This is a genomic window from Rhodococcus sp. ARP2 (assembly GCF_001029585.1).
Lineage (GTDB): Bacteria > Actinomycetota > Actinomycetes > Mycobacteriales > Mycobacteriaceae > Rhodococcus_F > Rhodococcus_F erythropolis.
In genome coordinates this window covers 20,024-43,271 of the sequence record NZ_LEKE01000117.1, presented here as the reverse complement: position 1 = coordinate 43,271, position 23,248 = coordinate 20,024, and the positions used below count along the sequence as shown (strand labels likewise).

The following is a 23,248-nucleotide window of genomic DNA, read 5'->3' as shown; positions in this document are numbered from 1 at the left end:
ATACGAGATCGGGCCAGTGAAGAACCGAACCGCCAAGTACAGCAGCAGGATCGGCAGTACGAAGGTCCTTCCGCCGACGATCATCTGTGCAAGAACGTCGCCGCCCCCACTGGCCAGCGGGTCGAGGAACAGCGTCAGGCCGATGGTGGCGCCGATCGTTGCGCCGATGACAGTCGGCGGGATCCTGTCGAGTCGTGCAACGGCGTCGAGTAGACCCAGAATCAAGCGGTTGTAGGCGATACCGAGTAGCCCCGTGAGGATTCCGAAGACGACAAACAGTGGCAAGAGTGCGAGTTGAGGCGTCGGGACGGTGCCGACCTCGAAATCGGGTTGGTCACCGATGACAAGTCGTGCACAGCCCACCGCGACCGAAACGCCGAAAAGTGTTGGCAGCACGGTGCGCAGCCGAAATGAGTGCGTCACCTCCTCGCAGACGAACAGTGCCCCGGCGATCGGCGCGTTGAACGCGACGGCGAGTCCTGCTCCGGCCGTGGATGTTTGCAGCATGGCGACGTCCGGTTCGGCAAGGCGGGCCCGCCGTCCCGCTTCTGCCCCGATCGCCGCACCCATGTGTACGGTGGGGCCCTCGCGGCCGAGAACCAGACCGGAGCCGATCGCCAAGAGGCCGCCGATGAATCTGGCAGGCACGAGATTGATTCCCGGCGGCTTCGCTTCGCCGCGGGACACCGCCTCGACGTGCTGGATGCCGCTTCCCTTTGCGAGGGGTACTCGTCTGACGATCAGTACGGCCAGTACGGTGCACAAGGCCACCAGGACGACCGGCACGAGCCACCCGACGTACGGAACGTGATGCGCCCAGTTCACGATCGTCCGACGGAGTTCGTCGGCCCTGATCAGACACCAGCGGAATGCGCCGCCGACAAATCCGACTCCGACGCCCGCGACCGCAGCGAGTAGACACAGCAAACTCAGTCCGCGGTTGGAGTCACGCGGTTCGGTGCCGCCGTCGTCCTCGGTCATTCGTGATCAGCCCTACCTGATGGTCACAACTCGCGACAGGTGAATTGAGCTTCCTCACCTTGGACGGTAACCCATTCCGATACCCGCAGTGTCGGATCGAGGTTGTGCAGCCGAGTCACAATTCGACAAGCAGGCTGATTCCGAGAACCGCCATCATCACGGCGATCAGAGCGTCGAGAATCCGCCAGGCGTTGGGTTTCGCAAAAAGCGGCGTCAGCAGACGTGCGCCGTAACCGAGGGCGCTGAACCAGACCACACTCGCGGTGATGGCACCGGCCGCAAACCACCAACGTCCGATTTCGCCGCGACCGTTGGCAATTGAACCCATGAGCACCACGGTGTCGAGGTAAACGTGTGGATTGAGCCAGGTGAGGGCCAATGCCATCGTGACGGCGGTCAGCCTCGAACCGTTGCCGTGCTGATCCGGTGCCAGCGTCTGGGGTCGAAGCGCCCGCTTGGCGGCGAAGATTGCATAGCTGAGGAGGAAGACCGCACCGGCGATACGAACGAACGTGATCAGCGACGGTGCGTGTTCGAGGAGGGTCCCGATTCCGCTGATGCCTGCAAGGATCAGAATTGCGTCTGACAACGCGCACACTGCGACGATCGGGAGTACGTGCGATCGCGTCAGACCTTGGCGAAGAACAAACGCATTCTGGGCGCCGATTGCGACGATCAATGACAGTCCGACTCCGAAACCGACGAGGGCCGACGCAGGGTCGTTGGTGCTGAGCATGTTGTCGAGCCTGCCGCTCAGATTTCATTCAGTCCAGCTAATGATTCTTAGGATGCATCAGAGTAGCTTCAGATTATGTTGGATTTCGAGCAACTGAGGGCATTGCACGCTGCGGTCGACGAGGGAACCTTCGAGGCGGCGGCGCGGAAGTTACACATCACGCCTTCGGCGGTCAGCCAACGAATCAAAGCTCTCGAGACCTCGGTTGGCCGGATCCTGGTGCAGCGCACCAAACCCATCCAGGTCACCGATTCCGGGAGAGAAGTCCTGCGTCTTGCCCGTCAGATAGACGCACTGTCGCGTGACACCGTGCGAGAACTCGGTTTGGAAAACGGTTCGAACACCTTCGCCCGCGTCTCGATCGCGGTCAATGCCGATTCGCTGTCCACTTGGGTTCTCGGGGCCCTCGCGGAGTTCACGCAGGAAGTCAGTTTCGATTTTCATCTCGACGATCAAGACCACACCACCGAACTGCTGCGCGACGGTTCGGTCATGGCTGCCGTCACGTCGGTTGCGTCACCGATTCAAGGGTGTACCTCCAGTCGGTTGGGCATCATGCGGTATCGGCCGATGGCGAGCGCAGAGTTCTGCCGTCGCTGGTTCGCAGATGGTGTCACGGCCGAATCCCTTTCGGAGGCACCGCTGGTGGTGTTCAATCGCAAGGATCTGCTGCAGGATCGGTACCTCGATCAAAAGGTCGGCCACCCGGCAGACCCGCCTCGCCATCTTGTTCCGTCATCGGCAGACTTCGCGGACGCCGTCAGACGGGGATACGGGTGGGGGTTGATACCGGACCTGCAGTGCGGCGAAGACGATCGCGGCGGAGTGCTGATCGGATTCGATCCGGACTTCGTGGATGACGTTCCGCTGTACTGGCAGCAGTGGAAACTGTCGTCACCCGTCTTGCGCCGGATCTCCGAAGTGGTGACCCGACGCGCTCACGAGGTGTTGCATCAGCCCTCGATCTGATGTTCGCCGCCCTTGCGGCGTTGTGCTCGGGGAACAAAGAACCTGGATAAGTTGATCCCCTGAGACCGTTTCTTCGGCCGCAGGACGCCGATAGTGTTTTGAGTCACACACGAATGAAAGGTGCTGACTCTCGTGGCGGACATCGGATATCTGGCTTGGGATCTTGCGGAGAAGTACGGGAAGAAGCCGTGCCTGCGGGACGACCACGTCGAACTCACGTATGAAGAGTTCGCAGAGCGTACGGAAGCTGTTGCCGCGCAATTGGCCGGACTCGGAATCGGACTCGGTGACGTTGTGGCGATCATGCTGCCCAATCGCGCCGAGTTGCTGATCGCGATCATGGCTGCCTGGCGCATCGGTGCTGCAGCTACGCCCATCAATCCGATGTTCACCGCGAACGAAGCGGATTACCAGATCGCGGACTCCGGGGCCGAGTTGGTCATCACCGCTACTGCCGATGCGCCCTCGGGTGGCCGTGCGGTGTTGGTCGTCGACGATCTGGCGACAGTGCCGCCCACCGATCCCCGACCCGGAATCGATGTTGCAGCAGACGATCTGGCGTTGCTCATCTACACCAGCGGCTCCACTGGACGGCCCAAGGGAGTGATGCTCACGCATTCCAACCTGCAGTTCATGGCTTCGTCGATGGGCAAGAACATCGGTGTTACCGGCGCGGATCACTGCCTGCTGATTCTGCCGTTGTTCCATGTCAACGCGATCTGCGTCAGCGTCCTGACGCCCTTGCTTGTCGGCGGACAGGTGAGTGTCACCGGGAAGTTCTCGGTTTCGAGATTCTTCGACGACGTTGCGCGGCTTCGCCCCACGTATTTCTCGGCGGTGCCGGCAATCTACGCGATGCTGACCTCGCAGCCGGAAGACGCCTCGATCAACACGTCGTCCTTGAGGTTTGCCGTGTGCGGTGCGGCGCCGATCAGCAAGGAACTCCTCGAACGCGCAGAGCAGCGTTTCGGTTTCGTGATCGTGGAGGGTTACGGACTCACCGAGGGGACCTGTGCGTCGGCCTGTAATCCTGTGGAGGGCCTGCGCAAACTCGGTACGGTCGGCCCGGCGTTGCCCGGCCAGCAGATTGCCATTCTTGCCGAGGACGGAACCTTTGCTCCCGTCGGAACTGCCGGAGAGGTGGTCGTCAAGGGCGGCAACGTGATGCGTGGCTATCTGGGCAAGCCGGAGGAGACCGCGAAGACCGTCAAGGATGGTTGGTTGCATACCGGCGACGTCGGGGTCCTCGACGAAGACGGCTACCTGACCCTGGTCGATCGCATCAAGGACATGATCATCCGTGGGGGCGAGAACATCTACCCCAAGGAGATCGAAAATTCGCTCGCCACACATCCTTCCGTGCTCGAGGCCGCCGTCATCGGCGCTCCGCACCAGGTCTACGGAGAGGTGCCAGTTGCCTATGTCGTTGCCTACCCCGACGCGCCCGTCACCGAAGGCGAACTGCTCGAACATGTCACGGCCTTGCTCACCCGAGTAAAGGTGCCAGTGGCGATCTACGTCGTCGATACGCTTCCCCGAAACCCGGTGGGCAAGATCGACAAACCCGGAATGAGACGAGCTCTGAGCGCAACTCCCACTCACTAGTCCCTTCCCCGTAATACCAGCACAACTCGACGACGTGCGTCGAGTCGATCCGTCATGCCCACATTCCGTATTTCAGGAGCACATCATGGGATTCAAAGAAGGAAACTTCCCTCCCGTCGATCCGGCAACCTTCATGGACAAGCCGTTTCTCGAGCGTCTGCGTGACATGTCCACGCACTGGGTGGATTACGGCTTCGGTACACCGAAGATGGTCCACACCGTCTACATCATGAAACTGTTGTTCCTCTACCTGGCAGCTGGAACAGCCTTTGCCACTTTGACTTCCGGCCTCTCGTGGTTCGACATCGGATCATGGTGGAACCAGCCGATCGTCTACCAGAAACTCATCATCTGGACGATGATGCTCGAAATCCTGGGCCTGGCAGGGTCTTGGGGTCCATTGGCCGGCCACTTCAAACCGATGACCGGTGGAGTTCTTTACTGGATCCGCCCCGGCACGATTCGCCTTCCACCGTGGCCGGGCAAGGTGCCGCTCACCTCGGGTGACACCCGCACGGTGTTCGACGTCTTCATCTACGTCGCCGTAGTCGCCAATCTTCTTGTTGCCGCGGTTCTTCCCGGCGTTCACACCGCAGGAATCGATTCGGCAATCGCCGACAATGCCGGACTGGTACGCCCGACGGTCTTGTACTCCTTCCTCGTGCTCATGGTGATTCTCGGGTTGCGGGACAAGGTGCCCTTCATCGCTGCCCGTAGTGAGCAGTACCTGCCGGCGATCTTCTTCTTCACGTTCCTGCCCTTCGTCGACATGATTCTGGCGCTCAAACTGCTGATCGTCATGGTGTGGATCGGTGCCGGTGTCTCGAAGTTCGGCCGTCACTTCTCGCTGGTGGTCCCCCCGATGCTCAGCAATACGCCGTGGATCCCGTCGAAGAAGATCAAGCGTGCGCACTACCGGAATTTCCCGGAGGATCTGCGGCCCTCGCACCTCGGCGGCGGGGTCGCACACGTGGCCGGAACGATGGTCGAAATCGTCACTCCGTTGATACTGCTGTTCTCGACGAACAAGACACTCACCATCCTCGCCGTGATCCTCATGGTCGGATTCCATCTCTTCATCGCGTCGACCTTCCCGCTGGCCGTTCCGCTGGAATGGAATCTTCTGTTCGCTTACGCCTCGGTCTTCCTGTTCCTGGGCTTCCCGGCGTGGGACGGCTACGGCCTCGGCGCCATGTCTTCACCCTGGATCACAGCGGGAATTATTGCAGCCCTTGCCTTCTTCCCCATTCTCGGAAACCTTCGACCCGATCTGGTGTCGTTCCTGCCGTCGATGCGTCAGTACGCCGGCAACTGGGCATCCGCGACGTGGGCATTCGCGCCAGGCGCCGAAGCAAAGATCGACCAGTACATCAAGCGTCCGTCGCCGGATACGCGTAATCAGTTGATGACGATGTACCCCGAAGATGTGTCCGATGTAGTTCTGCATCAGCTGTTGGGTTGGCGTTCCATGCACAGCCAGGGGCGTGCACTGTTCTCACTGATGATCAGGCACCTCGGCGACGACATCAACACGTACTCGCTGCGGGAAGCCGAGTTCATGTGCAACTCCATCGTCGCCTTCAACTTCGGTGACGGGCACCTGCACGACGCGAAGTTGATTGCCGCCATTCAGCGTCGCTGCAATTTCGCGCCCGGCGAGTTCCTGGTGACCTGGATCGAATCGCAGCCCATCCACAAGGGAACGCAGGAGTACCAGGTGATCGACGCAGCTCTCGGCGTCATCGAACGAGGTACTTTCAAGGTCGCCGACGCAGTTGCCGAACAACCGTGGTTGCCGAACGGGCCCATTCCGTTCGACGTTCAGTGGACACTGGACGTACGGGCCGACCGCGCGGCAACAGATCCGCAGGTTGTCTCCGAGCCGAAGATGCGTACGAGGGCCAGCGGTAGCGAGCAAGAGGTGAGTAAGTGACAAAGGCCGTAGTCGTCGGCAGCGGGCCCAATGGGCTCGCTGCCGCGGTACACCTCGCACGTAGCGGTGTGGACGTGCAGGTGCTCGAGGCTGCCGACCAGATCGGCGGAGGCACCCGCTCCGGTCCGATCGACGTGCCGGGGTTGATTCACGATCACTGCTCGGCGTTTCACCCGATGGGTATCGGCTCGCCGTACCTGTCCAAGCTGGACCTCGAGCGATACGGGCTGATCTGGAGATGGGCAGAGGTGGACTGCGCGCATCCGCTCGACAACGGGGACGCCGGTGTTCTGTACCGCTCGCTGGAGCAGACGGCGGCGGGACTCGGCGCGGACGGACCTCGATGGCAACGCATGTTCGGTGACTTGTCGACGGGATTCGATGCATTGGCGTCCGACCTGATGCGCCCGATCGTCAATGTCCCGCGGCATCCGCTGCGGCTCGCAGCTTTCGGTCCGCGAGCGCTGCTTCCGGCAACCGTGACCGCGAAGTTGTGGAAGACCGACAAAGGGAAGGCGCTGTTCGGCGGGGTTGCCGCGCACGCCTTCTATCCACTCAACCGTCCGGCCACCTCGGCGGTGGGATTGATGATCACTGCTGCTGGTCACCGCTACGGTTGGCCGGTTGCCGAGGGAGGTTCGCGTTCGATCACCGACGCCATGGCCGCGATGCTCCTCGATCACGGCGGCAAGATCGACACCGGCATTCGGGTTCGCACGGCCTCCGAGATTCCGGACGCCGATGTTGTTCTGCTGGATGTCAATCCGGGGGGTGCGCTCGAAATCCTGGGAGATCGACTCCCGGGCCGAGTGGCGAGGGCCTATCGAAAGTTCAAGCAGGCTCCCGGAGCGTTCAAGGTCGATTTTGCGATCGAAGGTCATGTGCCGTGGACCAATCCGGATTGCGCTCGAGCCGGAACTGTCCATCTGGCAGGTAGTTTCGACGAAATCGTGGCCGCTGAGCGTGAGACGAATTCAGGCCGCATGCCGGACCGGCCGTTCGTGCTCCTCGGTCAGCAATACCTGGCTGATCCCACCCGATCTGCCGGGAACGTTCATCCGCTGTACGCCTATGCGCACGTGCCACACGGATATGCCGGCGACGCTACGGAGGCGATCATTCGTCAGATCGAGAGGTTTGCGCCAGGATTCCGGGATCAGATCGTCGCGACATCGAGCAGTGGTACAGCTGACCTGGCACAAGACAATCCGAATCAGGTAGGCGGCGACATCATCGGAGGTGCCAACACCGAACTGCAGGTTGTCTTGCGTCCGCGCGTCGCAGTCGATCCGTACAGCACGGGGATCGCGGGCACTTACCTGTGCTCGGCCTCGACCCCGCCGGGTGCCGGAGCACATGGAATGTGCGGGTACAACGCGGCCGAATCGGCTCTGAAGTACCTGCGACGAAAGGGTGCGGAAGTTCTGTGAGTAGTCCATCGCACAAGGAGCGAGGCGCCGGCGCGATGCGGCGCCTCGCCCGAGTGCCTGCAGCCGCGGAGCCGGAAGTGCTTGCGGTGGTTGCCGAGTTGGCCCGACGACTCGACGAGCGCAGTGCCGACATCGCGCGTGAGATGGCCTTCATGATGGCTCACGAAATCGACCAATTGGATGCAGACGCCAAATTGCTCGAAATGCTCGAGGCCAGCGTGCAGGGAAACATCACCACGATCATCCACGTACTGGCCAACGACATTCCGATCGATCATCTCCAACCGACCACTGCCGCAGTGGAATACGCTCTGCGTTTGGCACAGCGGGACGTTCCGTCCAACTCTCTCGTTCGGGCCTACCACATGGGCCAAGGCGATCTGATGCGGATCTGTCACGACGAAATCAGCACACTGGATATTCCGGCGCGACTCACTTTGGCTGTCCTGAAACACACTTCGGATGTGGTCTACAGCTACATCGACTGGATCACGCTCTACGTCTTCGACGCGTACGAGCGGGAACGCAGTCGATGGATGGCAGCGCAGGGAAACCTCCATTCGGCCGCGATCCACGCCCTCCTGTCCGGCACCAACGCAGATACCGCTGCATTCGAAGCTGAGACCGGATACCGCCTCGGTCAGAACCACGTCGCCCTGGTGGTCTGGTCGACGTGGGATGCGGACGTCATGGGCATCAACACGCTCGATCGACTAGTACGTGATCTCGGCGCAGCGGCGGGAGCGGACAAGCCGCCGATCATCACCGCCATCGATCGACGCACGGTGTGGGCGTGGCTGCCGTTCGGTCGCCGGGTGCCCGCGCCGGATCCGGAGGTTCTCGCGGCGGCAGTGCCGTTGGACGGCGGGGCGCGGGTGGCAATCGGACTGCCAGGGGCCGGGGTCGAAGGTTTCAAGCGATCTCACGAACAGGCAATCGCCGCCTATTCGGTTGCTGCCGTGCCGGATACGCCGCAACGGCCGGTGGTGAGCTTCGGGGACCGCGGCGTCGCTGTGGTTTCACTTCTGTCCGAGAACATCGATTCTACGAAGTCATGGGTCTGGGAGGTGCTAGGCCCGTTGGCGGACGATACGCCTTCTGCTGCATCCTTGCGGACGACGTTGAGTGTGTACTTCGCCCACGGAGAAAGCCATCTGCACACTGCCAATCACATGAATCTGCACCGGAATACCGTGAAGTATCGCATCAACAAGGCGCTCGGGGATCCAGTCGCTGCCGGCCGAGACAAGTTGGATCTCGCTCTGGCCCTGCAGGTTTGTGAGTTGTTGGGTAGATCGGTCTTGCGCCCCGCCAAAACGTCGTGAGTTGTGGACGCGACACGGCCTGTGGGCTCCGTATCGGGGTTTGATGACCGATGCGGAGCCTGGCCGTGTTCTGTTGTGCCTGAGGTTCTTCTCAGGTTTTGAAGGTGGTGTTCGCGGGCCGTGGGTGCTGGCCGGGGTCGATCGAGGGTGGTGGGATGAACCACGGTTTGTTGTCGGTGCCTATTCGGATTTCCCATTTCCCGACGAATCCGGTTTTTCGGTGCATCAATCGATGATGCGAACGGCACAGCAGGACAAGGTTGTTCATCACCGTCGGGCCACCGTTGGCCCAGTGCCGGATATGGTGCGCATCCGTCCAGGCGGGCACGCATGTGCAGCCGGGGAACGCGCAGCCTTTGTCTCGGGCGATCAACGCCACTCGCTGCTCCGCGGTGACCAACCGTTTCCCGGGTTTCGCATCGAGCGGAGCGCCGTGGTCGTCGAGCAGTACGGTGGACAGGAAGCAGTCGCAGCCGAGGAGTCTGGTCTGCGACACGGACAGTGGCCCGAGCCACGGCATGTGCCCGACATCGAGATCCGACACAACCACTCCACCACCATCGGGCGAGGGTGCGGCGGCGCAGTCCCGATGCTCGGCGAGATCGCGGGCGTTGATGTGCACGTTCACGTGCGGGCGTTGGCCGCCGTCGGTGCCGGTTTTGGCGCAGTCGAGGTAGCGGCGGATCAGTTCGGTGAACCCGTCCGCCGTGCGTTTCGCTGCCGACCGGGCGTCGGGGGTTCCATCCGGTGCCGGGGTGGGCATCGTCAGATTCGACAACGCCGACAACAACATTTCGCCGGTGAGAGCGTCGAAATCCCCGCGCACCACCACCCGACCATTCAACGTCGACGCGATCCGGAGCTCGTTCCGATCCACATCCTCGGCGGGTGGAATCTCATCCGATTCGAACACTCGCTCCAAGGTCGCGATCACGTTCCGTACCTTCGTGGTCGTGGCCTCCACTCCGGAAGCAGCAGCCAACAACAAATCGATACAGCGAGGCAACGCGGCGTCCGGCATCCCCTTCGGTGGTGATTCGCAGAACGCCACGATCAACACGGCATGATCGAAGGAGCAGTCCCCGCCATCGAACCGGGCAGCCACCGCCGGAAACGGCCGTAGCGCGGCACCGAGGGCGGCGATCTTCTTCCCGTCCCGAACCTGCAGCATCGTGTTGGCCGCCAACCAGCAACCGACACCGCGGCTGGCAATCACCTGATCATCCGGGCGCAACGACAACTCGTCCACCACCGCCACACGAACAGCCTCGAGACGAAGAATCTCCGCACTCGCCTCGATAGCGGCAGCACGCAACTCAGAAGCAGACAGCTGCCACAGGCGTCCGCGCAACCCCACCGCAGAACCACAAACGACGTCAGATGATGTGTTGATACTCATTGAATCCCCCGATCCCCACCTCAAATCGTATTCGAATATGTGTTCGAGTCAAGAGCTAATTCACTAAAGAATCGGCCTGACTCTGCGATGTCAGCGGGTTGTCATACTGTGGTCGAGTGACTTCGCCGTGGACAGCTGGGCAGGTGGCGTCGGTAGCTCCCGACGCCGCATCGCTGGCGGCTGCGCGCAAGTTGGCTGGTTCGTGGAGCCATGCCGGCAGTAGCGGTCTCGCGCTCTGGGGGCTGTGTCAGGGCAGCGGCTCGAAGCCGTATCAAGCAGTGGTTGACCTGCGGGGCCCTGCATACAAGTGCTCGTGCCCCAGTCGAAAGTTTCCGTGCAAACATGCTCTGGGGCTGCTGGTGGAATGGTCGGAAGGGCGTGTGCCGACGGCGGACGAGCCGGCCGACTTCGCGGCAGAGTGGTTGTCGCGCCGCGAGGAGAAGACCGAGAACACCGGCGAAAGCGGCGACGAGGCGCCCAAGAAGTCTCCCGACCCGGCGACAGCGCAGAAGCGCGCCGACCGCGTTGCGAGCGGGCTCGTCGAATTGGACCTGTGGATCACCGATCAGATCCGCAGTGGTCTGGCAGCGATGGACACATCCTGGGCGGGCTTCGACGCGGTAGCCGCTCGAATGGTGGATGCTCAGGCGCCCGGTATTGCAGGCACGCTTCGAGCATTGGCGGGAATCGTTGCGTCTACGGAGAACTGGCCCGAGAAGGTCCTCGACGAGTTGGCTCGGTTGCACCTGCTGGTCGCTGCGCATCAGAAGCTGTCCGAGTTGCCGGAAGATCTTGCCTATTCGGTGAAAGCGCACGTCGGCTATCCCGTCTCAACCGAGAGTGTGATGGAATCGATTCCGGTGAAAGAGAACTGGATGATTCTCGGTTCCGGGATCACCGAGGAGAAGCGACTGTTCACCCGAACCGTGTGGATGCTCGGCAGGAATTCGAAACGGTGGGCCATCCTGCTCGACTTCTCCCACGGGTCACCCAACTTTGCCACCGAAACGCCGCCAGTCGGGTTTCTGCTCAATGCCGATGTTCATTTCTATCCCGGTGCCGCGGCATTGCGGGCGCGGATGGGGGCAACGCACGGTGAACCGGAGCCCTTCACAACCATGCCGTTCGGAAGCATCGACGCTGCGTTGCAGCAGTTTACCGATGCCCTCGCCGCAGATCCCTGGTTGCGCTCGTGGCCGGCAGTGATCAGTTCGGTGGTCCCGTCGTTCGTCGACGGTTCCTGGTTTCTCGTCGACGAATCGGGCACAGCGCTTCGGGCAGAAGGTGATTCGGATCTTCTGTGGAAGTTGCTCGGTATTTCCGGCGGTTACCCGGTCACGGTCTGCGGAACGTGGAATGCGCTGGCTCTTGCTCCGATCTCGGTTTTCACGGGAGGGCAGGTGATCGTGCTGTGAGCACTTTGATCTCGGCTGCTCTTCTCGGGACTGCCAGAACCTCAACAACATTCGAGGAGCTGCCGGCCGAAGTGCGGGGCCACGCCCGCGAACTCGACGGCGATCCTGCCGAGATGCTTCTCGCAGCAGCAGCGTTGGAGAGGGCGTACCGCCGTGGCGGTGCGGGCTCCACCACGGCGGCCGCGCCGACACCTGCTCCAGACGATGTGCGATTCACGCTGCCGGAATCCTCATCGGCGCACCTGCTGTCGATGCTTGCGGCCAAAGCGACCTTGCTCGACGAGTGGTTCGCAGTCGCGTTGGAGCGCAACTACCGTGCGCCTGATCATCTGGTCGCCGAGTTGCTTTCCTTTGCACGTGCGAGCGAAGCTCACCGGGAGAGCATCCTGCAGATCGTCGGCGAGCGTGGCCGATGGCTAGCCGCGCAAAACCCCGAGTGGAGCAAGCTCGTCCGAACCAGGGATGCAAATCCGGATGTCTGGCGTCACGGAAGTTCGTCCCAGCGCACGCAGTGGCTGATAGACACTCGCCGAACAGATCCCGCGCTGGCACTGGCCGAACTCAGAAAATCCTGGGGCACCGAGCGGGGCGAACAGAAGGCTGCATTTGTCTCGACTCTGGCAATCGGATCGAGCACCGACGATCAACCATTGTTGGAGGAAGCCCTCGACGACCGTCGCAAGGACGTGCGACGCGCAGCAGCGGAGGTGCTCGGACGTATTCCCGAATCGGAGTTCGGGGAGCGAATGGCTGCGCGGGTTCAGAAATGGGCGCGGGTGGAGCGGAAACTGCTTCGATCCACGTTGGTCATTCTGCCGCCTGAGGAAGTCGATGCGGCGTCGAGGCGAGACGGCATCGAAGATCGGCCGAATCCACACACCGACTATCGTGCCGAGTACGTGCGTCAGGCGATCAGTTCTGCACCGTTGTCTTTGTGGAACAACATGATCGGTGAACCCGGCAAGGTCATGGGGATGAGCGTTGACGAAGGCTGGGAGCCGATCCTTCACGACGCTTGGTCCACCGCTGCAGTCGCGCAGAACAATGCGGAATGGGCGCTGGAACTCTTTCGCACGCGCGGCACGGCCACCGATCGACGCCTACTCCCGTTGGTGTCGGCCAAGGCTCTGGCTGACCTGTTGAGGTCTGGAAACGGCGACGCCAACGTTCTGCACCCGGGCCGGGCAGCGATCTACGACGCTCTGCGAGGTCCATGGCCAGATGACATCACCCGGGCAGTCGTGGCCCAGTGGGAACGAGTTGCGGCCAGACGTGCCGATGGGGGCGCCAAGGCCGGCGAATTCTCGCGCTACAAATACAGCGCATCGCTACGCCTAGCCGAGAGTCGATTTCCCTACAGCGCAGTAACTTTGCTCGATCGGGCTGCGGAGCGTGCACGTGACCCGGACTGGCGGCAGACCTTCGCCAGAACTGCCAGCGCCATCACCCACCGCAAGACCCTGCTCGAGGAGCTCACATGACTGACAGCGCAACCGTGCCCACCACAGAACCGGCAAAGCTGATGCGGCCCCACGCAGAGCAGGAGTACGCACTCGAACTCGAAGCACTGGCCGCGCAGGACACCCGCCCGCGTCCACCGTCGTGGAACTTGTCGCCCTGGTCCGTGGTGACGTATCTGTTGGGTGGCACTCTCGACGACGGAACAGCCATTTCACCGAAGTACGTCGGTCCACGGCGGTTGATGGAAGTGGCCGTCGCAACTCTTGCCACCGACCGGGCACTACTGCTGTTGGGCGTGCCGGGTACAGCCAAGACCTGGGTCTCCGAACACCTTTCGGCTGCAATCTCGGGTGCGTCGACGCTCCTGGTTCAAGGCACGTCGGGTACACCCGAGGAAGCTATCCGCTACGGCTGGAACTACGCACGCCTTCTCTCGGAGGGGCCGACCGCCGGTGCGCTGGTGCCGTCACCTGTGATGACCGCGATGGAAACCGGGAAGATCGCCCGCGTCGAAGAGTTGACGCGTATTCCGGCCGACGTGCAGGACGCCCTCATCACCATTCTCTCCGAGAAGACGTTGCCGGTGCCGGAACTGGGCATCGAGGTGCAGGCAGCCAAGGGCTTCAATCTGATCGCTACCGCCAACGATCGCGATCGCGGTGTCAACGATCTGTCGTCCGCACTGCGTCGGCGGTTCAACACAGTTGTTCTCCCGTTGCCGGCCAGCGAGGAGGACGAGGTGGCTATCGTGGCACGCCGAGTCGAACAGTTGGGCGCAGCACTGGAATTGCCGACAACCCCCGCAGCAGCCGAGGAAATTCGCCGGGTCGTCACCGTGTTCCGGGAACTGCGATCAGGCACGACCACCGATGGCCGCACCAAGTTGAAGTCCCCGTCCGGAACTCTGTCGACGGCGGAGGCGATCTCGGTGGTCACCAACGGTTTGGCGTTGTCTGCGCATTTCGGGGACGGCGTACTGCGGGCATCCGACGTCGCTGCCGGAATCCTGGGTTCGGTGATCAAGGATCCGGTCGCAGACAAGGTTGTGTGGAACGAGTACCTCGAGGCAGTAGTGCGTGAACGCGGCGAGTGGTCCGACTTCTACCGGGCGTGCCGCGAGGTCACCGGGTGACCATCGTGATTCCGGACCTGCGTGTCCGGGTCTTCGGTATCCGTCACCACGGCCCGGGATCTGCTCGTTCGGTTCGGCAGGGCCTGGAAGAGTTTTCCCCCGACGTGGTCCTGATCGAAGGTCCTTCGGATGCAGACCCGTTGGTGATGCTGGCGGCGTCGGAGTCGATGGAACCGCCGATTGCGTTGCTCGCGTACGCCACTGGCGAACCGTCGAAGGCGGCCTTCTGGCCGTTTGCGGTGTTCTCACCTGAATGGCAAGCGCTGCAGTGGGCTGCGAAGAACGGTGTGCAGGCAAGGTTCTGCGATCTGCCTGCGTTCAACGTGTTGGCGGATCAGGGGATTCGTACTGTCCGCGAGGGCGATCCTCTGTCTGAACTGGCCGCGGCCGCGGGTTTCGACGACACCGAACGCTGGTGGGATTCGGTGATCGAATCAAGTTCGAGCGCAGATTCTTTCGATGCGATCACCGAGGCGATGGAGGCGCTGCGTGAGACGGTGCCGATCGACGAGGAGACAGCGCATCGCGAAGCGTATATGCGGCAGGTGCTGCGAAAGACGTTGAAGGATGGCGCCGAGCGGGTAGCGGTCGTCTGCGGTGCCTGGCACGCGCCGGCGTTGGTCGGAGCCCTGGGGCCTGCGGCACCCGACGCCCGCATTCTCAAGGGGATGTCCAAGGTCAAGACCTCGCTGACCTGGGTTCCCTGGACACATTCACGCCTGGCGTCGGCATCGGGTTACGGAGCCGGAATTACCTCGCCGGGCTGGTATCACCATCTGTTCACCGCGAACGACAAGACGATCACGCGGTGGCTCACCAAAGTTGCGAGGGTGCTCAGGGACGAGGACCTTCCGATCTCGAGTGCTCACGTCATCGAAGCTGTCCGATTGGCAGATACGTTGGCTGCACTGCGTTCTCGCCCGCTGGCCGGATTGTCGGAAGTTACCGAGGCTACGAGGTCGGTAATGTGCGACGGAAACGACGTTCTTCTGGATCTGATCACACGAAGACTCGTTGTGGGCGAAGCCCTGGGCGCGGTGCCCGAAGAAACTCCGACGGTTCCGCTCGAAGCAGACCTGCGAGCACGTTCGAAGACTTTGCGGCTCAAACAACAAGCGGGAGCCAAGAATCTCGATCTGGACCTGCGACGCGATATCGACGTCGAGCGTTCCCAGTTCCTACACCGACTGGGGATCCTCGAGATCGATTGGGGAACCCCGGCCGACAGTGAGGTCCGTTCCACCGGAACTTTCCGAGAGACTTGGGCGCTGCAATGGAAGCCCGAATTCTCGGTCTCGGTGATCGAGGCGTCGCTGTGGGGTACGACGGTGGCCGCAGCGGCGGCATCACGTGTCGTCTCGAAGATCAACGAGCCGGACATCACTCTCGCGTCACTGATCGGACTACTGGAGAACTCACTGCTCGCAAACCTCCCGGCAGCTTTGTCTGCGGTTTTGGAGAGTGTGAAAACAGTTGCGGCACTAGACCATGACGTGTCACATCTGATGGCGGCGCTACCGACGCTGACCCGAACGCTGCGATACGGCGATGTGCGCGGAACCGATGTGACGGCGTTGATCGACGTCGCCGACAGCTTGTTGATCCGGATCTGCACCGGCCTCGCAGTCGCCGTCACCGGACTGGACGATCCCAGCGCCGAGGAGTTTCGCGATCACCTCGACAAGGTTCACTCGGCAGTCATGGTCCGTGACGATCGCGATGCGAGCGCACGGTGGCTGCAGGCGATGGCCGGCGTGATCGACCGTGACGACGTCAACGGTTTACTCGTCGGACGGATGGTGCGGCTACTGCGCGACAGCGGTTCGATCACGGAAACCGCTGCAGCCCAGCGCTTGTCTCGGGCCCTGTCCGTGGGCAGCGCGCCGACCGCCAAAGCCGGGTGGGTCGACGGGTTTCTCGGCGGTGGAGGGCTTGTGCTCGTTCACGATCGAGCGTTGCTCACGCTGATCGACACGTGGGTCCGCCAACTTCGTGAGCAGGACTTCATCGACACGCTTCCGTTGCTTCGACGCACGTTCGGAGCCTTCGAGGCAGGGGAGCGTCGAGCGATCGGTCAGGCGGTCAGAGGTGGACGACGCGTCGAGACGACAGTGGAGACCGATACTCGACGCGGCCGAGCGGCAATGGCGGTCGTTGCCGAGATACTGGGAGCGCGCGTATGAGCGACGACGATCAGCGCCTTCGGCGCTGGAGATTGATGCTCGGGGAATCCGCCGAAGAATCGACGGGAGGGCTGGGCCAACCGGGCGACAGTCGAATGGATGCAGCTCTCGCAGCGCTCTACGACTCGTCCGGCCCGACCAAGGGGCGCCGCCGCTCAGCCGGATTGGGGGCGTCGGCGCCGTCCGTCGCCAGATGGCTCGGCGATATCCGGACGTACTTTCCCAGCACGGTGGTGCAGGTGATGCAGAAGGACGCAATCGACCGACTGGGTTTGGCGCAGTTGCTGCTCGAACCGGAACTGCTCGATGCCGTCGAGCCCGATGTACATCTGGTCGGGACGCTGCTGAGCCTCAACCAGGTCATGCCGGAGGCCAGCAAGGCCACTGCTCGAATGGTCGTCGGGAAGGTGGTTCGGGAAGTCGAAGAGCGAATCGCGCAGAAAACGAAGGCCGCGGTGACCGGGGCACTCAATCGTTCGGCCAGAACGTCGAATCCGAAGTTGCGTGACATCGACTGGGACCGAACCATCCGAGCAAATCTGTCGCACTACCTGCCGGAGTATCGAACCGTCGTCCCCGAGCGGCTCGTCGGATACGGCCGCAAGTCGAAATCTGTGCAGCGCGACGTGGTCCTGGCGATCGACCAATCGGGTTCGATGGCGTCCAGCGTCGTCTACGCGTCCGTGTTCGGCGCGGTGTTGGCGTCGATGCAAGCGCTGAAGACTTCGCTCGTGGTTTTCGACACCGCCGTCGTCGATCTGACGGACAAACTGTCCGACCCCGTAGACGTTCTTTTCGGGACCCAACTTGGTGGGGGCACGGACATCAACCGCGCAATCGCGTACAGCCAGTCGCTGATCTCGCGTCCTGCCGAGTCGATGTTTGTTCTGATCTCGGACCTCTACGAGGGCGGTATTCGGAACGAGATGCTGCGGCGCATGGCGGCCATGAAGAATGCCGGCGTTCAGGTTGTGGTTCTGCTGGCGCTCTCGGACGACGGCGCCCCATCGTTCGATCACGACAATGCAGCGGCGCTGAGTGCCCTCGGGATTCCGGCGTTTGCGTGCACGCCGGACAAGTTTCCGGAACTGCTCGCGGTCGCTCTGGAACGCGGCGACGTGTCGGCCTGGGCCGATCAACTTGCACTCGAACAGCGCTGACTCGAACGGCACTGACTCAAACAGCCTCGAACAGCCTCAAACAGCACTGACCGGTCTGCTTCGAAGACCTGAGCACCGGGTACACCCGCACGATGGGTGACGGACAGGTTGCTGGTTCGACTACGCAGGCGGGTTCGGGGCTGGTTCTCACGGTGTTGGCGAGCAGCCAGTTCCTGATGACCCTGGACAGCTCGGTCATGAATGTTTCGATGGCGACCGTCGCCGAGGACGTCGGCACGAGCATCACCGGCATTCAAACCGCGATCACGCTCTACACCCTGGTCATGGCGACTCTGATGATCACGGGTAGCAAAGTCGGTTCGATGATGGGCCGTCGCCGAGCCTTCGCACTCGGCTTGGTGATCTACGGCGCTGGTTCTCTGACGACTGCGCTCGCTCCGAATCTCGTGGTCCTGTTGATCGGTTGGTCGTTCCTCGAAGGCGTCGGCGCGGCGCTCATCATGCCCGCGATCGTTGCGCTCGTCGCCACCAACTTCCCGGCGGAGAAGCGTCCGGCGGCCTACGGCCTCGTCGCTGCAGCAGGCGCGATAGCCGTGGCAGTGGGGCCGCTGATCGGCGGCGCGGCGACGACATTTGCGTCGTGGCGTTACGTGTTCGTCGGCGAAGTCGTGATCGTTGTCCTGATCTTGCTGGTGCTCAGCAAGGTGGTCGACGTCCCACCGTCGAAGTCCCGCCTCGACTACTTCGGTTCGATCCTGTCCGTGGTGGGACTGGGAATGATCGTCTTCGGTGTTCTGCGTTCGAGCGAGTGGGGTTGGGTACAGGCCAAACCTGGCGGGCCGCAACTGGTGGGGTTGTCTCCGGTGGTGTGGCTGCTGATCGTCGGGCTCCTTGTCGTTTACGGATTCCTGCGATGGGAGGGTCGCCTGGCCGCTGCGGGGAAGGAGCCTCTGCTCGATCCGGCGATGCTGCGAAACCGCGAACTCAGTGGCGGGCTGTCGATGTTCTTCGCGCAGTTTCTGGTGCAGGCGGGCGTGTTCTTCGCGGTTCCTTTGTTCTTGTCCGTAGTTCTGGAGCTCAGCGCTCTCGAGACCGGAATTCGCATCCTGCCGTTGTCGGCGGCGCTCGTCGTGGCGGCGATCGGTATTCCGAAGCTACGGCCTACCGCGAACCCGCGACGCGTGGTCCGAGTCGGATTGTTGGTCATGGTCGTCGGCATTCTGATGCTCGTGGCAGGCATGGACCCCGGCGCCAATGCGGCGATCGTGATGATTCCCATGCTGTTCATGGGTTTCGGCTTGGGGTGCCTGTCTTCGCAGCTCGGAGCCGTCACGGTGTCCTCGGTCCCGGACGAGCGCAGTACCGAGGTCGGCGGGTTGCAGAACACCGCCACCAACCTCGGCGCATCCTTGGGAACTGCCCTGATCGGATCGGTTCTCATTGCCACACTCACGACGTCGGCGATCGCCGGAATCGAAGACAATCCGGCGGTTCCGACATCGGTGCAGCAGCAAGCGAGCACCGACATGGCCTCGGGCGTGCCGTTCCTGTCGACGACGCAACTCCGATCCGCTCTCAGTGACGCCGGCGTCGCCGAGTCCACGGCGGATGCGATCGTGGACGTGAACGAAGAAGCCAGGCTGGACGCGTTGCGTGTCGCCTTTGCCGTGGCAGCGCTGCTCGCAATCGCCGCGTTGTTCCCGACCGCTCGAATCCCCCGCGTCGCGGTCGGCGACAAACGTGGTTCGAGCTAAGAATCAGCAATCGCGGATCGACCTGGACGATCGACGGAACGACCTCTGGATATAGTGATCTGCGCACAATCGATTCGTCAGATGGCTACCGTTGTGAAGGAAACAAGCAGCGAGTCTGAAACACTGACGTTTCACCGGATAAGGGTTCGGTGGGGAGCCAGGGGAGGTTCGGATGGCCAGGCGAGCGGATTCGACGCCCGCTGATGGCGCCTGCGCTGGTGTCGGGATGCCTCACTGATGAACCGTCTGAGTCGATTGAGTCGATTGAGTCGGCAAGATCCTGCTTCGGAGACCGACTGCAACAGCCTGTTTCGCCGTCAGATCGACGAGGCTGCGGCCGTCGCGCCGTTCGCCAATCTTGCGTACATGGCGAGTTTGGTCGTGATTCTGACCTACACCGTCCCGCCTGGACGTCAGACGCTCAGGTGGTTGGGCGGCGCCCTCATCTTTCTTGTCCTCGCGAATTCGATTCGAGTATGGATACCGCTTCGCTGGCGACCGTCGAAGCACACACCGCGCTACGACTACGTGGGTCTGCTCGTCGAAGTGATCGTTGTCGCGACCCTAGACGTCGCACTTTTTGCCCTGCTCTTTCACGACATGGACGTCTTCCGCGACTTGGTTCTGATCGCGACGATGGCAGGAATCATGGGCGCCGGGACCGTGACGTTCTCCAGTCTGAGATCGGTGAGCCTGACCTGGATCTACATTCACGGCCTCGGCGTCTTCACTGTTCTCATCGTCCACGCCGAACCCCACTTTCGCGTACTTGCGATTCAGTTGTGCATCTACATGTTTGCGCTCACCGTAGGGGCGGTCTATCTGTCGGCCTCGTTCCAGAGACGTTGTCTCGCAGAGTTTCAGGCGGAATCCGAGCGTCAGACGGTGGCGTTGTTGCTCGACGGTTTCGAAGGCGGTTCCCGCGACTGGCTGTGGGAGTGCGACACCAACGGCCGGTTCTCCCACACCTCGGCACGTCTCGCCGAGGTCGCAGGTATGACGGTGGACGAGTTGCAGCAACTCACCTTCGGGCAACTCCTCACCAGACTCCAGATCGCGTCGAGTCCGGAGGGACGTGCGGCCGCGGCCCAGATGATCGACAAACTCGAATCGAGTGCCCCCTTCCGGGACACCGTCGTGCCGGTGCATGTCGACGGTAGGCGGCGCTGGTGGTCTCTTTCCGGTAATCCGCGGGTTCTCGAATCCGGTGTGATTCTGGGTTGGCGCGGTGTCGGTTCCGACATCACGGAGAGGTATGTCCACGAGCAGGAGATCCTTCGCCTTGCGGCCACCGACTCGTTGACCGGGTTGCCGAACCGTCGTGCGTTCGGTGTGGCGCTCGAGGAAGCGATCAATTCTCGGGCGCCGGACAAGCAGGTTCTCGTCGGGATTCTCGACCTCGACAATTTCAAATCGGTCAACGACACCCTTGGACATCCGATCGGGGACCAATTACTTCTCGAAGTCACGACACGCCTGCGCAAGGTCGTAGGTTCGGACATGTGCTCGCGGATGGGCGGCGACGAATTCGGGCTGATCGTCTGCACGTCGTCGCGCGACGATCCCGGAGTGATCTTCGATCGGTACCTGGAAGTGCTGCACGAACCATTCTTCGTCGAAGGCAATCGAATAGAAGTGCGGGCCACGATCGGTTACTCCAGCGCGCCCGAGGATTCAACAGACGCAGACGGATTGGTGATGCTGGCGGATCTGGCTCTGTACGAAGCGAAGTCGACGGGGCGCAATCGAGTAGGCAAGTTCTCACCGCTGCTGCGGGCGAGGGCATCGGCGCGGGCGACTGCGCTCCACGAGCTGGACAGAGGGATCGAGGAAGGGCAGTTCGATCTCCACTATCAGCCTCAGGTCGACACTCAGACCGGTGAAGTGGTGGCCTTCGAGGCTCTTCTACGGTGGAACCATCCCAGTCGCGGCCTCATCGGGCCCAGCCAGTTCATCTCGGTGGCGGAGGAAACCGGAATGATCATTCCCCTCGGCGCGCAGGCGATGGCGATGGCGACCGCGGCTGCTGCGGGGTGGCCGACCGGAATCGGTGTCTCGGTCAACGTTTCGCCAGTGCAGTTGGTGTCGCGAGAGTTCGGCGCGATGGTGAAGAAAGCTCTGACGGATTCGGGCTTGCCTCCGCATCTGCTGCAGCTCGAAATCACCGAGACAGGTGTTGTGGACGATCGCGCGATCCGGGATCTCTACAAGCTGCGTGAGCTCGGGGTTACCGTCGCGCTCGACGATTTCGGCACCGGCTATTCTTCCTTCGCCACGCTCCAGAGACTTCCAATCGACGTTCTCAAGATCGATCGCATGCTGGTCACCGACTCGGACGATCCGAAGATGTCCGTGGTGAAGTCCATTGTCGAATTGGCCGCGGCCCTTGGTATGAAATCGTTGGCCGAGGGCGTCGAGACCATCGAGCAGTTCCGCCGCGTTCAGTGGGTCGGGTGTGACCTGGTCCAGGGCTATCACATCAGCAAGGCTCTGACCGCTGAGCGCGTCGATGTGTATCTTGCCGCCACGGACACGGAAACCGGGCGCAGCGTCCACCCACTTACGTGGCTGTGAATCAGATCTGAGCCGAGCGGATCGTATTACCGCCTGCCGCTTTCGCTTGATACATCATCGAATCCGCGACGTTTGTCGCCGCCAGGATTGCGGAAGCACCGCCGCTCCACGCCTTCGATTCGGCGGTCATCATCACAGCTCCGACGCTCACCGTTGTGGGGATCGCGTCGGAACAATCCGACAGCGCCGCGTTTATCCCTTCGATCAACAGGGTTGTCGATTCGGGATCACCGGCAATGACAGCCAGATATTCTTCTCCGCCCGTACGAGCGATGATTCCGTGTTCGCCGAGATGTGTGCTCAATCGGTTCGCGGTTCTTCTGATGACATGATCGCCCTCGGCATGACCGTGAAGATCATTCACCGTCTTGAATTTGTCGATATCGACGACGACGAAAGCGAGAGACGAAGAATCGTCTCGGGTGCTCTCGAAGAGATCGCCGACTGCCCCCTCCAGTCCCCGACGGTTGAACAGGCCAGTGAGGGGATCCCGGTCCGAATACTGGGCATCGCGGTAGAGAGTGCGCCAGGTCAGGTGCGCAAAAATGGGAACGAGTGTGACAGCTCCGAAAAGAACGGTGCCACGGGCCAGAAGCGTCGTGATATCGACGTCGCCTTCTAGATAGGCAAGAACAAAAACGGTAGTCGTGATGGTCGTCGACCAAACGACATGAGCGACAAGCCACCTTGCGCTGACAAAAAGAGTCGCAAAGGTTCCGGTGACCGCGAAGACGGTGCAACCGAACGTCGCGGACGAGCGATCCGGCACCAGAAGGACTGCGGCCGCGATCCCGAGATCTGCGAATATCCCGAATGCAAGCAACCCCCGGCGTCCGGGAAATGGTTGTGTGAACCAGCATGCGGCGATTCCCACACACGTGCAGATCATGAAAATCGAAAGTGCTTTGCCGGGAGTGGTCGGCGGCGTATCCGGGCCGATCAATTTGTAGAACGCGGAGAGTCCGAAGATGATCGTCATCATTCCGAGCAAGGTTCGGAAGATCGGAATGATTGCTCGGCCGGATCTCTGGTGCTTTATCCACTCGTAGTCGTGTGGTTCGTTGAACCATTCGTGAAGTGTTTGCCAAGAACTGTGCCCTTCGGAGGCGATGACAGGGCTCGGCATGCTGTCTATTTTGCCTTGAATTTAGGTAAAGAGAAAATCTGTGTTCGACCGGTTCCACCGGTTCGATTTTTTTCGGGGAAGAGGTTCTCTTATCGAGTCGAGCG

The 23,248-nt window shown here is 61.7% G+C and carries 16 protein-coding genes; 12 read left to right on the top strand and 4 right to left on the bottom strand.

Annotated elements, in window-relative coordinates:
* Both ABX74_RS28355 and ABX74_RS28350 read right to left on the bottom strand, forming a co-directional pair.
* The coding region (locus tag ABX74_RS28355) for a chloride channel protein (RefSeq protein WP_047890245.1) at positions 1-981 on the bottom strand (981 nt) is incomplete at its 3' end.
* 115 nt (positions 982-1,096) lie between these two features.
* Entirely contained in the window at positions 1,097-1,717 is a 621-nt protein-coding gene (locus ABX74_RS28350; protein ID WP_047890244.1) for a LysE/ArgO family amino acid transporter, read from the bottom strand.
* A gap of 75 nt (positions 1,718-1,792) precedes the next feature.
* On the opposite strand from ABX74_RS28350, the gene ABX74_RS28345 reads away from it, so the two are divergent.
* The 5 genes from ABX74_RS28345 (at position 1,793) to ABX74_RS28325 (ending at position 8,979) form a co-directional block, all read left to right on the top strand.
* The gene (locus tag ABX74_RS28345; protein ID WP_020909504.1) at positions 1,793-2,686 is read left to right on the top strand and encodes a LysR family transcriptional regulator ArgP; all 894 of its coding nucleotides are present in this window, start codon (positions 1,793-1,795) and stop codon (positions 2,684-2,686) included.
* Between the two features lie 132 nt (positions 2,687-2,818).
* Positions 2,819-4,291 carry a class I adenylate-forming enzyme family protein gene (locus ABX74_RS28340; RefSeq protein WP_047890248.1) on the top strand — a complete coding sequence of 491 codons (1,473 nt, stop codon included), beginning with the start codon at positions 2,819-2,821 and terminating at the stop codon, positions 4,289-4,291.
* An 85-nt stretch (positions 4,292-4,376) separates the two neighbouring features.
* Positions 4,377-6,224, top strand: a complete 1,848-nt coding sequence (locus ABX74_RS28335; protein ID WP_047890243.1) for a DUF3556 domain-containing protein — start codon at positions 4,377-4,379, stop codon at positions 6,222-6,224.
* Positions 6,221-7,654 carry a phytoene desaturase family protein gene (locus tag ABX74_RS28330; protein ID WP_047890242.1) on the top strand — a complete coding sequence of 478 codons (1,434 nt, stop codon included), beginning with the start codon at positions 6,221-6,223 and terminating at the stop codon, positions 7,652-7,654. Before ABX74_RS28335 ends, ABX74_RS28330 begins: the two co-directional genes overlap by 4 nt.
* Positions 7,655-7,689: 35 nt before the next feature.
* The gene (locus ABX74_RS28325) at positions 7,690-8,979 is read left to right on the top strand and encodes a PucR family transcriptional regulator (protein WP_047890241.1); all 1,290 of its coding nucleotides are present in this window, start codon (positions 7,690-7,692) and stop codon (positions 8,977-8,979) included.
* 91 nt (positions 8,980-9,070) lie between these two features.
* On the opposite strand, the gene ABX74_RS28320 is transcribed toward ABX74_RS28325, so the two are convergent.
* Positions 9,071-10,378, bottom strand: a complete 1,308-nt coding sequence (locus ABX74_RS28320) for an HNH endonuclease signature motif containing protein (protein ID WP_047890240.1) — start codon at positions 10,376-10,378, stop codon at positions 9,071-9,073.
* 116 nt (positions 10,379-10,494) lie between these two features.
* Here ABX74_RS28320 and ABX74_RS28315 point away from each other — a divergent pair, with 116 nt between their 5' ends.
* The 7 genes from ABX74_RS28315 (at position 10,495) to ABX74_RS28285 (ending at position 22,018) form a co-directional block, all read left to right on the top strand.
* Positions 10,495-11,793: an SWIM zinc finger domain-containing protein gene (locus ABX74_RS28315; RefSeq protein WP_047890239.1), complete on the top strand. Its 1,299-nt coding sequence runs from the start codon at positions 10,495-10,497 to the stop codon at positions 11,791-11,793.
* The gene (locus tag ABX74_RS28310) at positions 11,790-13,274 is read left to right on the top strand and encodes a DUF5691 domain-containing protein (RefSeq protein WP_047890238.1); all 1,485 of its coding nucleotides are present in this window, start codon (positions 11,790-11,792) and stop codon (positions 13,272-13,274) included. The genes ABX74_RS28315 and ABX74_RS28310 overlap by 4 nt, the downstream gene beginning before the upstream one ends.
* Entirely contained in the window at positions 13,271-14,386 is a 1,116-nt protein-coding gene (locus ABX74_RS28305) for an ATP-binding protein (RefSeq protein ID WP_047890237.1), read from the top strand. The genes ABX74_RS28310 and ABX74_RS28305 overlap by 4 nt, the downstream gene beginning before the upstream one ends.
* On the top strand, positions 14,383-16,569 hold the full coding sequence (locus ABX74_RS28300) for a DUF5682 family protein (protein WP_047890236.1): 2,187 nt from the start codon (positions 14,383-14,385) through the stop codon (positions 16,567-16,569). Before ABX74_RS28305 ends, ABX74_RS28300 begins: the two co-directional genes overlap by 4 nt.
* The gene (locus tag ABX74_RS28295) at positions 16,566-17,729 is read left to right on the top strand and encodes a VWA domain-containing protein (protein ID WP_046379481.1); all 1,164 of its coding nucleotides are present in this window, start codon (positions 16,566-16,568) and stop codon (positions 17,727-17,729) included. The genes ABX74_RS28300 and ABX74_RS28295 overlap by 4 nt, the downstream gene beginning before the upstream one ends.
* 92 nt (positions 17,730-17,821) lie before the next feature.
* Positions 17,822-19,444, top strand: a complete 1,623-nt coding sequence (locus ABX74_RS28290; protein WP_020971136.1) for an MFS transporter — start codon at positions 17,822-17,824, stop codon at positions 19,442-19,444.
* Positions 19,445-19,681: 237 nt separating this feature from the next.
* Positions 19,682-22,018, top strand: coding sequence for a putative bifunctional diguanylate cyclase/phosphodiesterase (locus ABX74_RS28285; protein ID WP_223258043.1), 2,337 nt, complete (start codon positions 19,682-19,684; stop codon positions 22,016-22,018).
* A gap of 1 nt (position 22,019) precedes the next feature.
* Here ABX74_RS28285 and ABX74_RS28280 read toward each other — a convergent pair whose 3' ends face one another.
* The gene (locus ABX74_RS28280) at positions 22,020-23,144 is read right to left on the bottom strand and encodes a GGDEF domain-containing protein (protein WP_019745775.1); all 1,125 of its coding nucleotides are present in this window, start codon (positions 23,142-23,144) and stop codon (positions 22,020-22,022) included.
* Between the last annotated feature and the right edge of the window lie 104 nt (positions 23,145-23,248).

What these genes read in the sequence shown, in the direction of transcription:
- ABX74_RS28350 (WP_047890244.1), bottom strand. Translation starts at nt 1,717, where the DNA reads ATGCTCAGCACCAACGACCCTGCGTCGGCCCTCGTCGGTTTCGGAGTC.
- ABX74_RS28345 (WP_020909504.1), top strand. Translation starts at nt 1,793, where the DNA reads ATGTTGGATTTCGAGCAACTGAGGGCATTGCACGCTGCGGTCGACGAG.
- ABX74_RS28335 (WP_047890243.1), top strand. Translation starts at nt 4,377, where the DNA reads ATGGGATTCAAAGAAGGAAACTTCCCTCCCGTCGATCCGGCAACCTTC.
- ABX74_RS28325 (WP_047890241.1), top strand. Translation starts at nt 7,690, where the DNA reads ATGCGGCGCCTCGCCCGAGTGCCTGCAGCCGCGGAGCCGGAAGTGCTT.
- ABX74_RS28320 (WP_047890240.1), bottom strand. Translation starts at nt 10,378, where the DNA reads ATGAGTATCAACACATCATCTGACGTCGTTTGTGGTTCTGCGGTGGGG.
- ABX74_RS28305 (WP_047890237.1), top strand. Translation starts at nt 13,271, where the DNA reads ATGACTGACAGCGCAACCGTGCCCACCACAGAACCGGCAAAGCTGATG.
- ABX74_RS28295 (WP_046379481.1), top strand. Translation starts at nt 16,566, where the DNA reads ATGAGCGACGACGATCAGCGCCTTCGGCGCTGGAGATTGATGCTCGGG.
- ABX74_RS28290 (WP_020971136.1), top strand. Translation starts at nt 17,822, where the DNA reads ATGGGTGACGGACAGGTTGCTGGTTCGACTACGCAGGCGGGTTCGGGG.
- ABX74_RS28285 (WP_223258043.1), top strand. Translation starts at nt 19,682, where the DNA reads ATGAACCGTCTGAGTCGATTGAGTCGATTGAGTCGGCAAGATCCTGCT.
- ABX74_RS28280 (WP_019745775.1), bottom strand. Translation starts at nt 23,144, where the DNA reads ATGCCGAGCCCTGTCATCGCCTCCGAAGGGCACAGTTCTTGGCAAACA.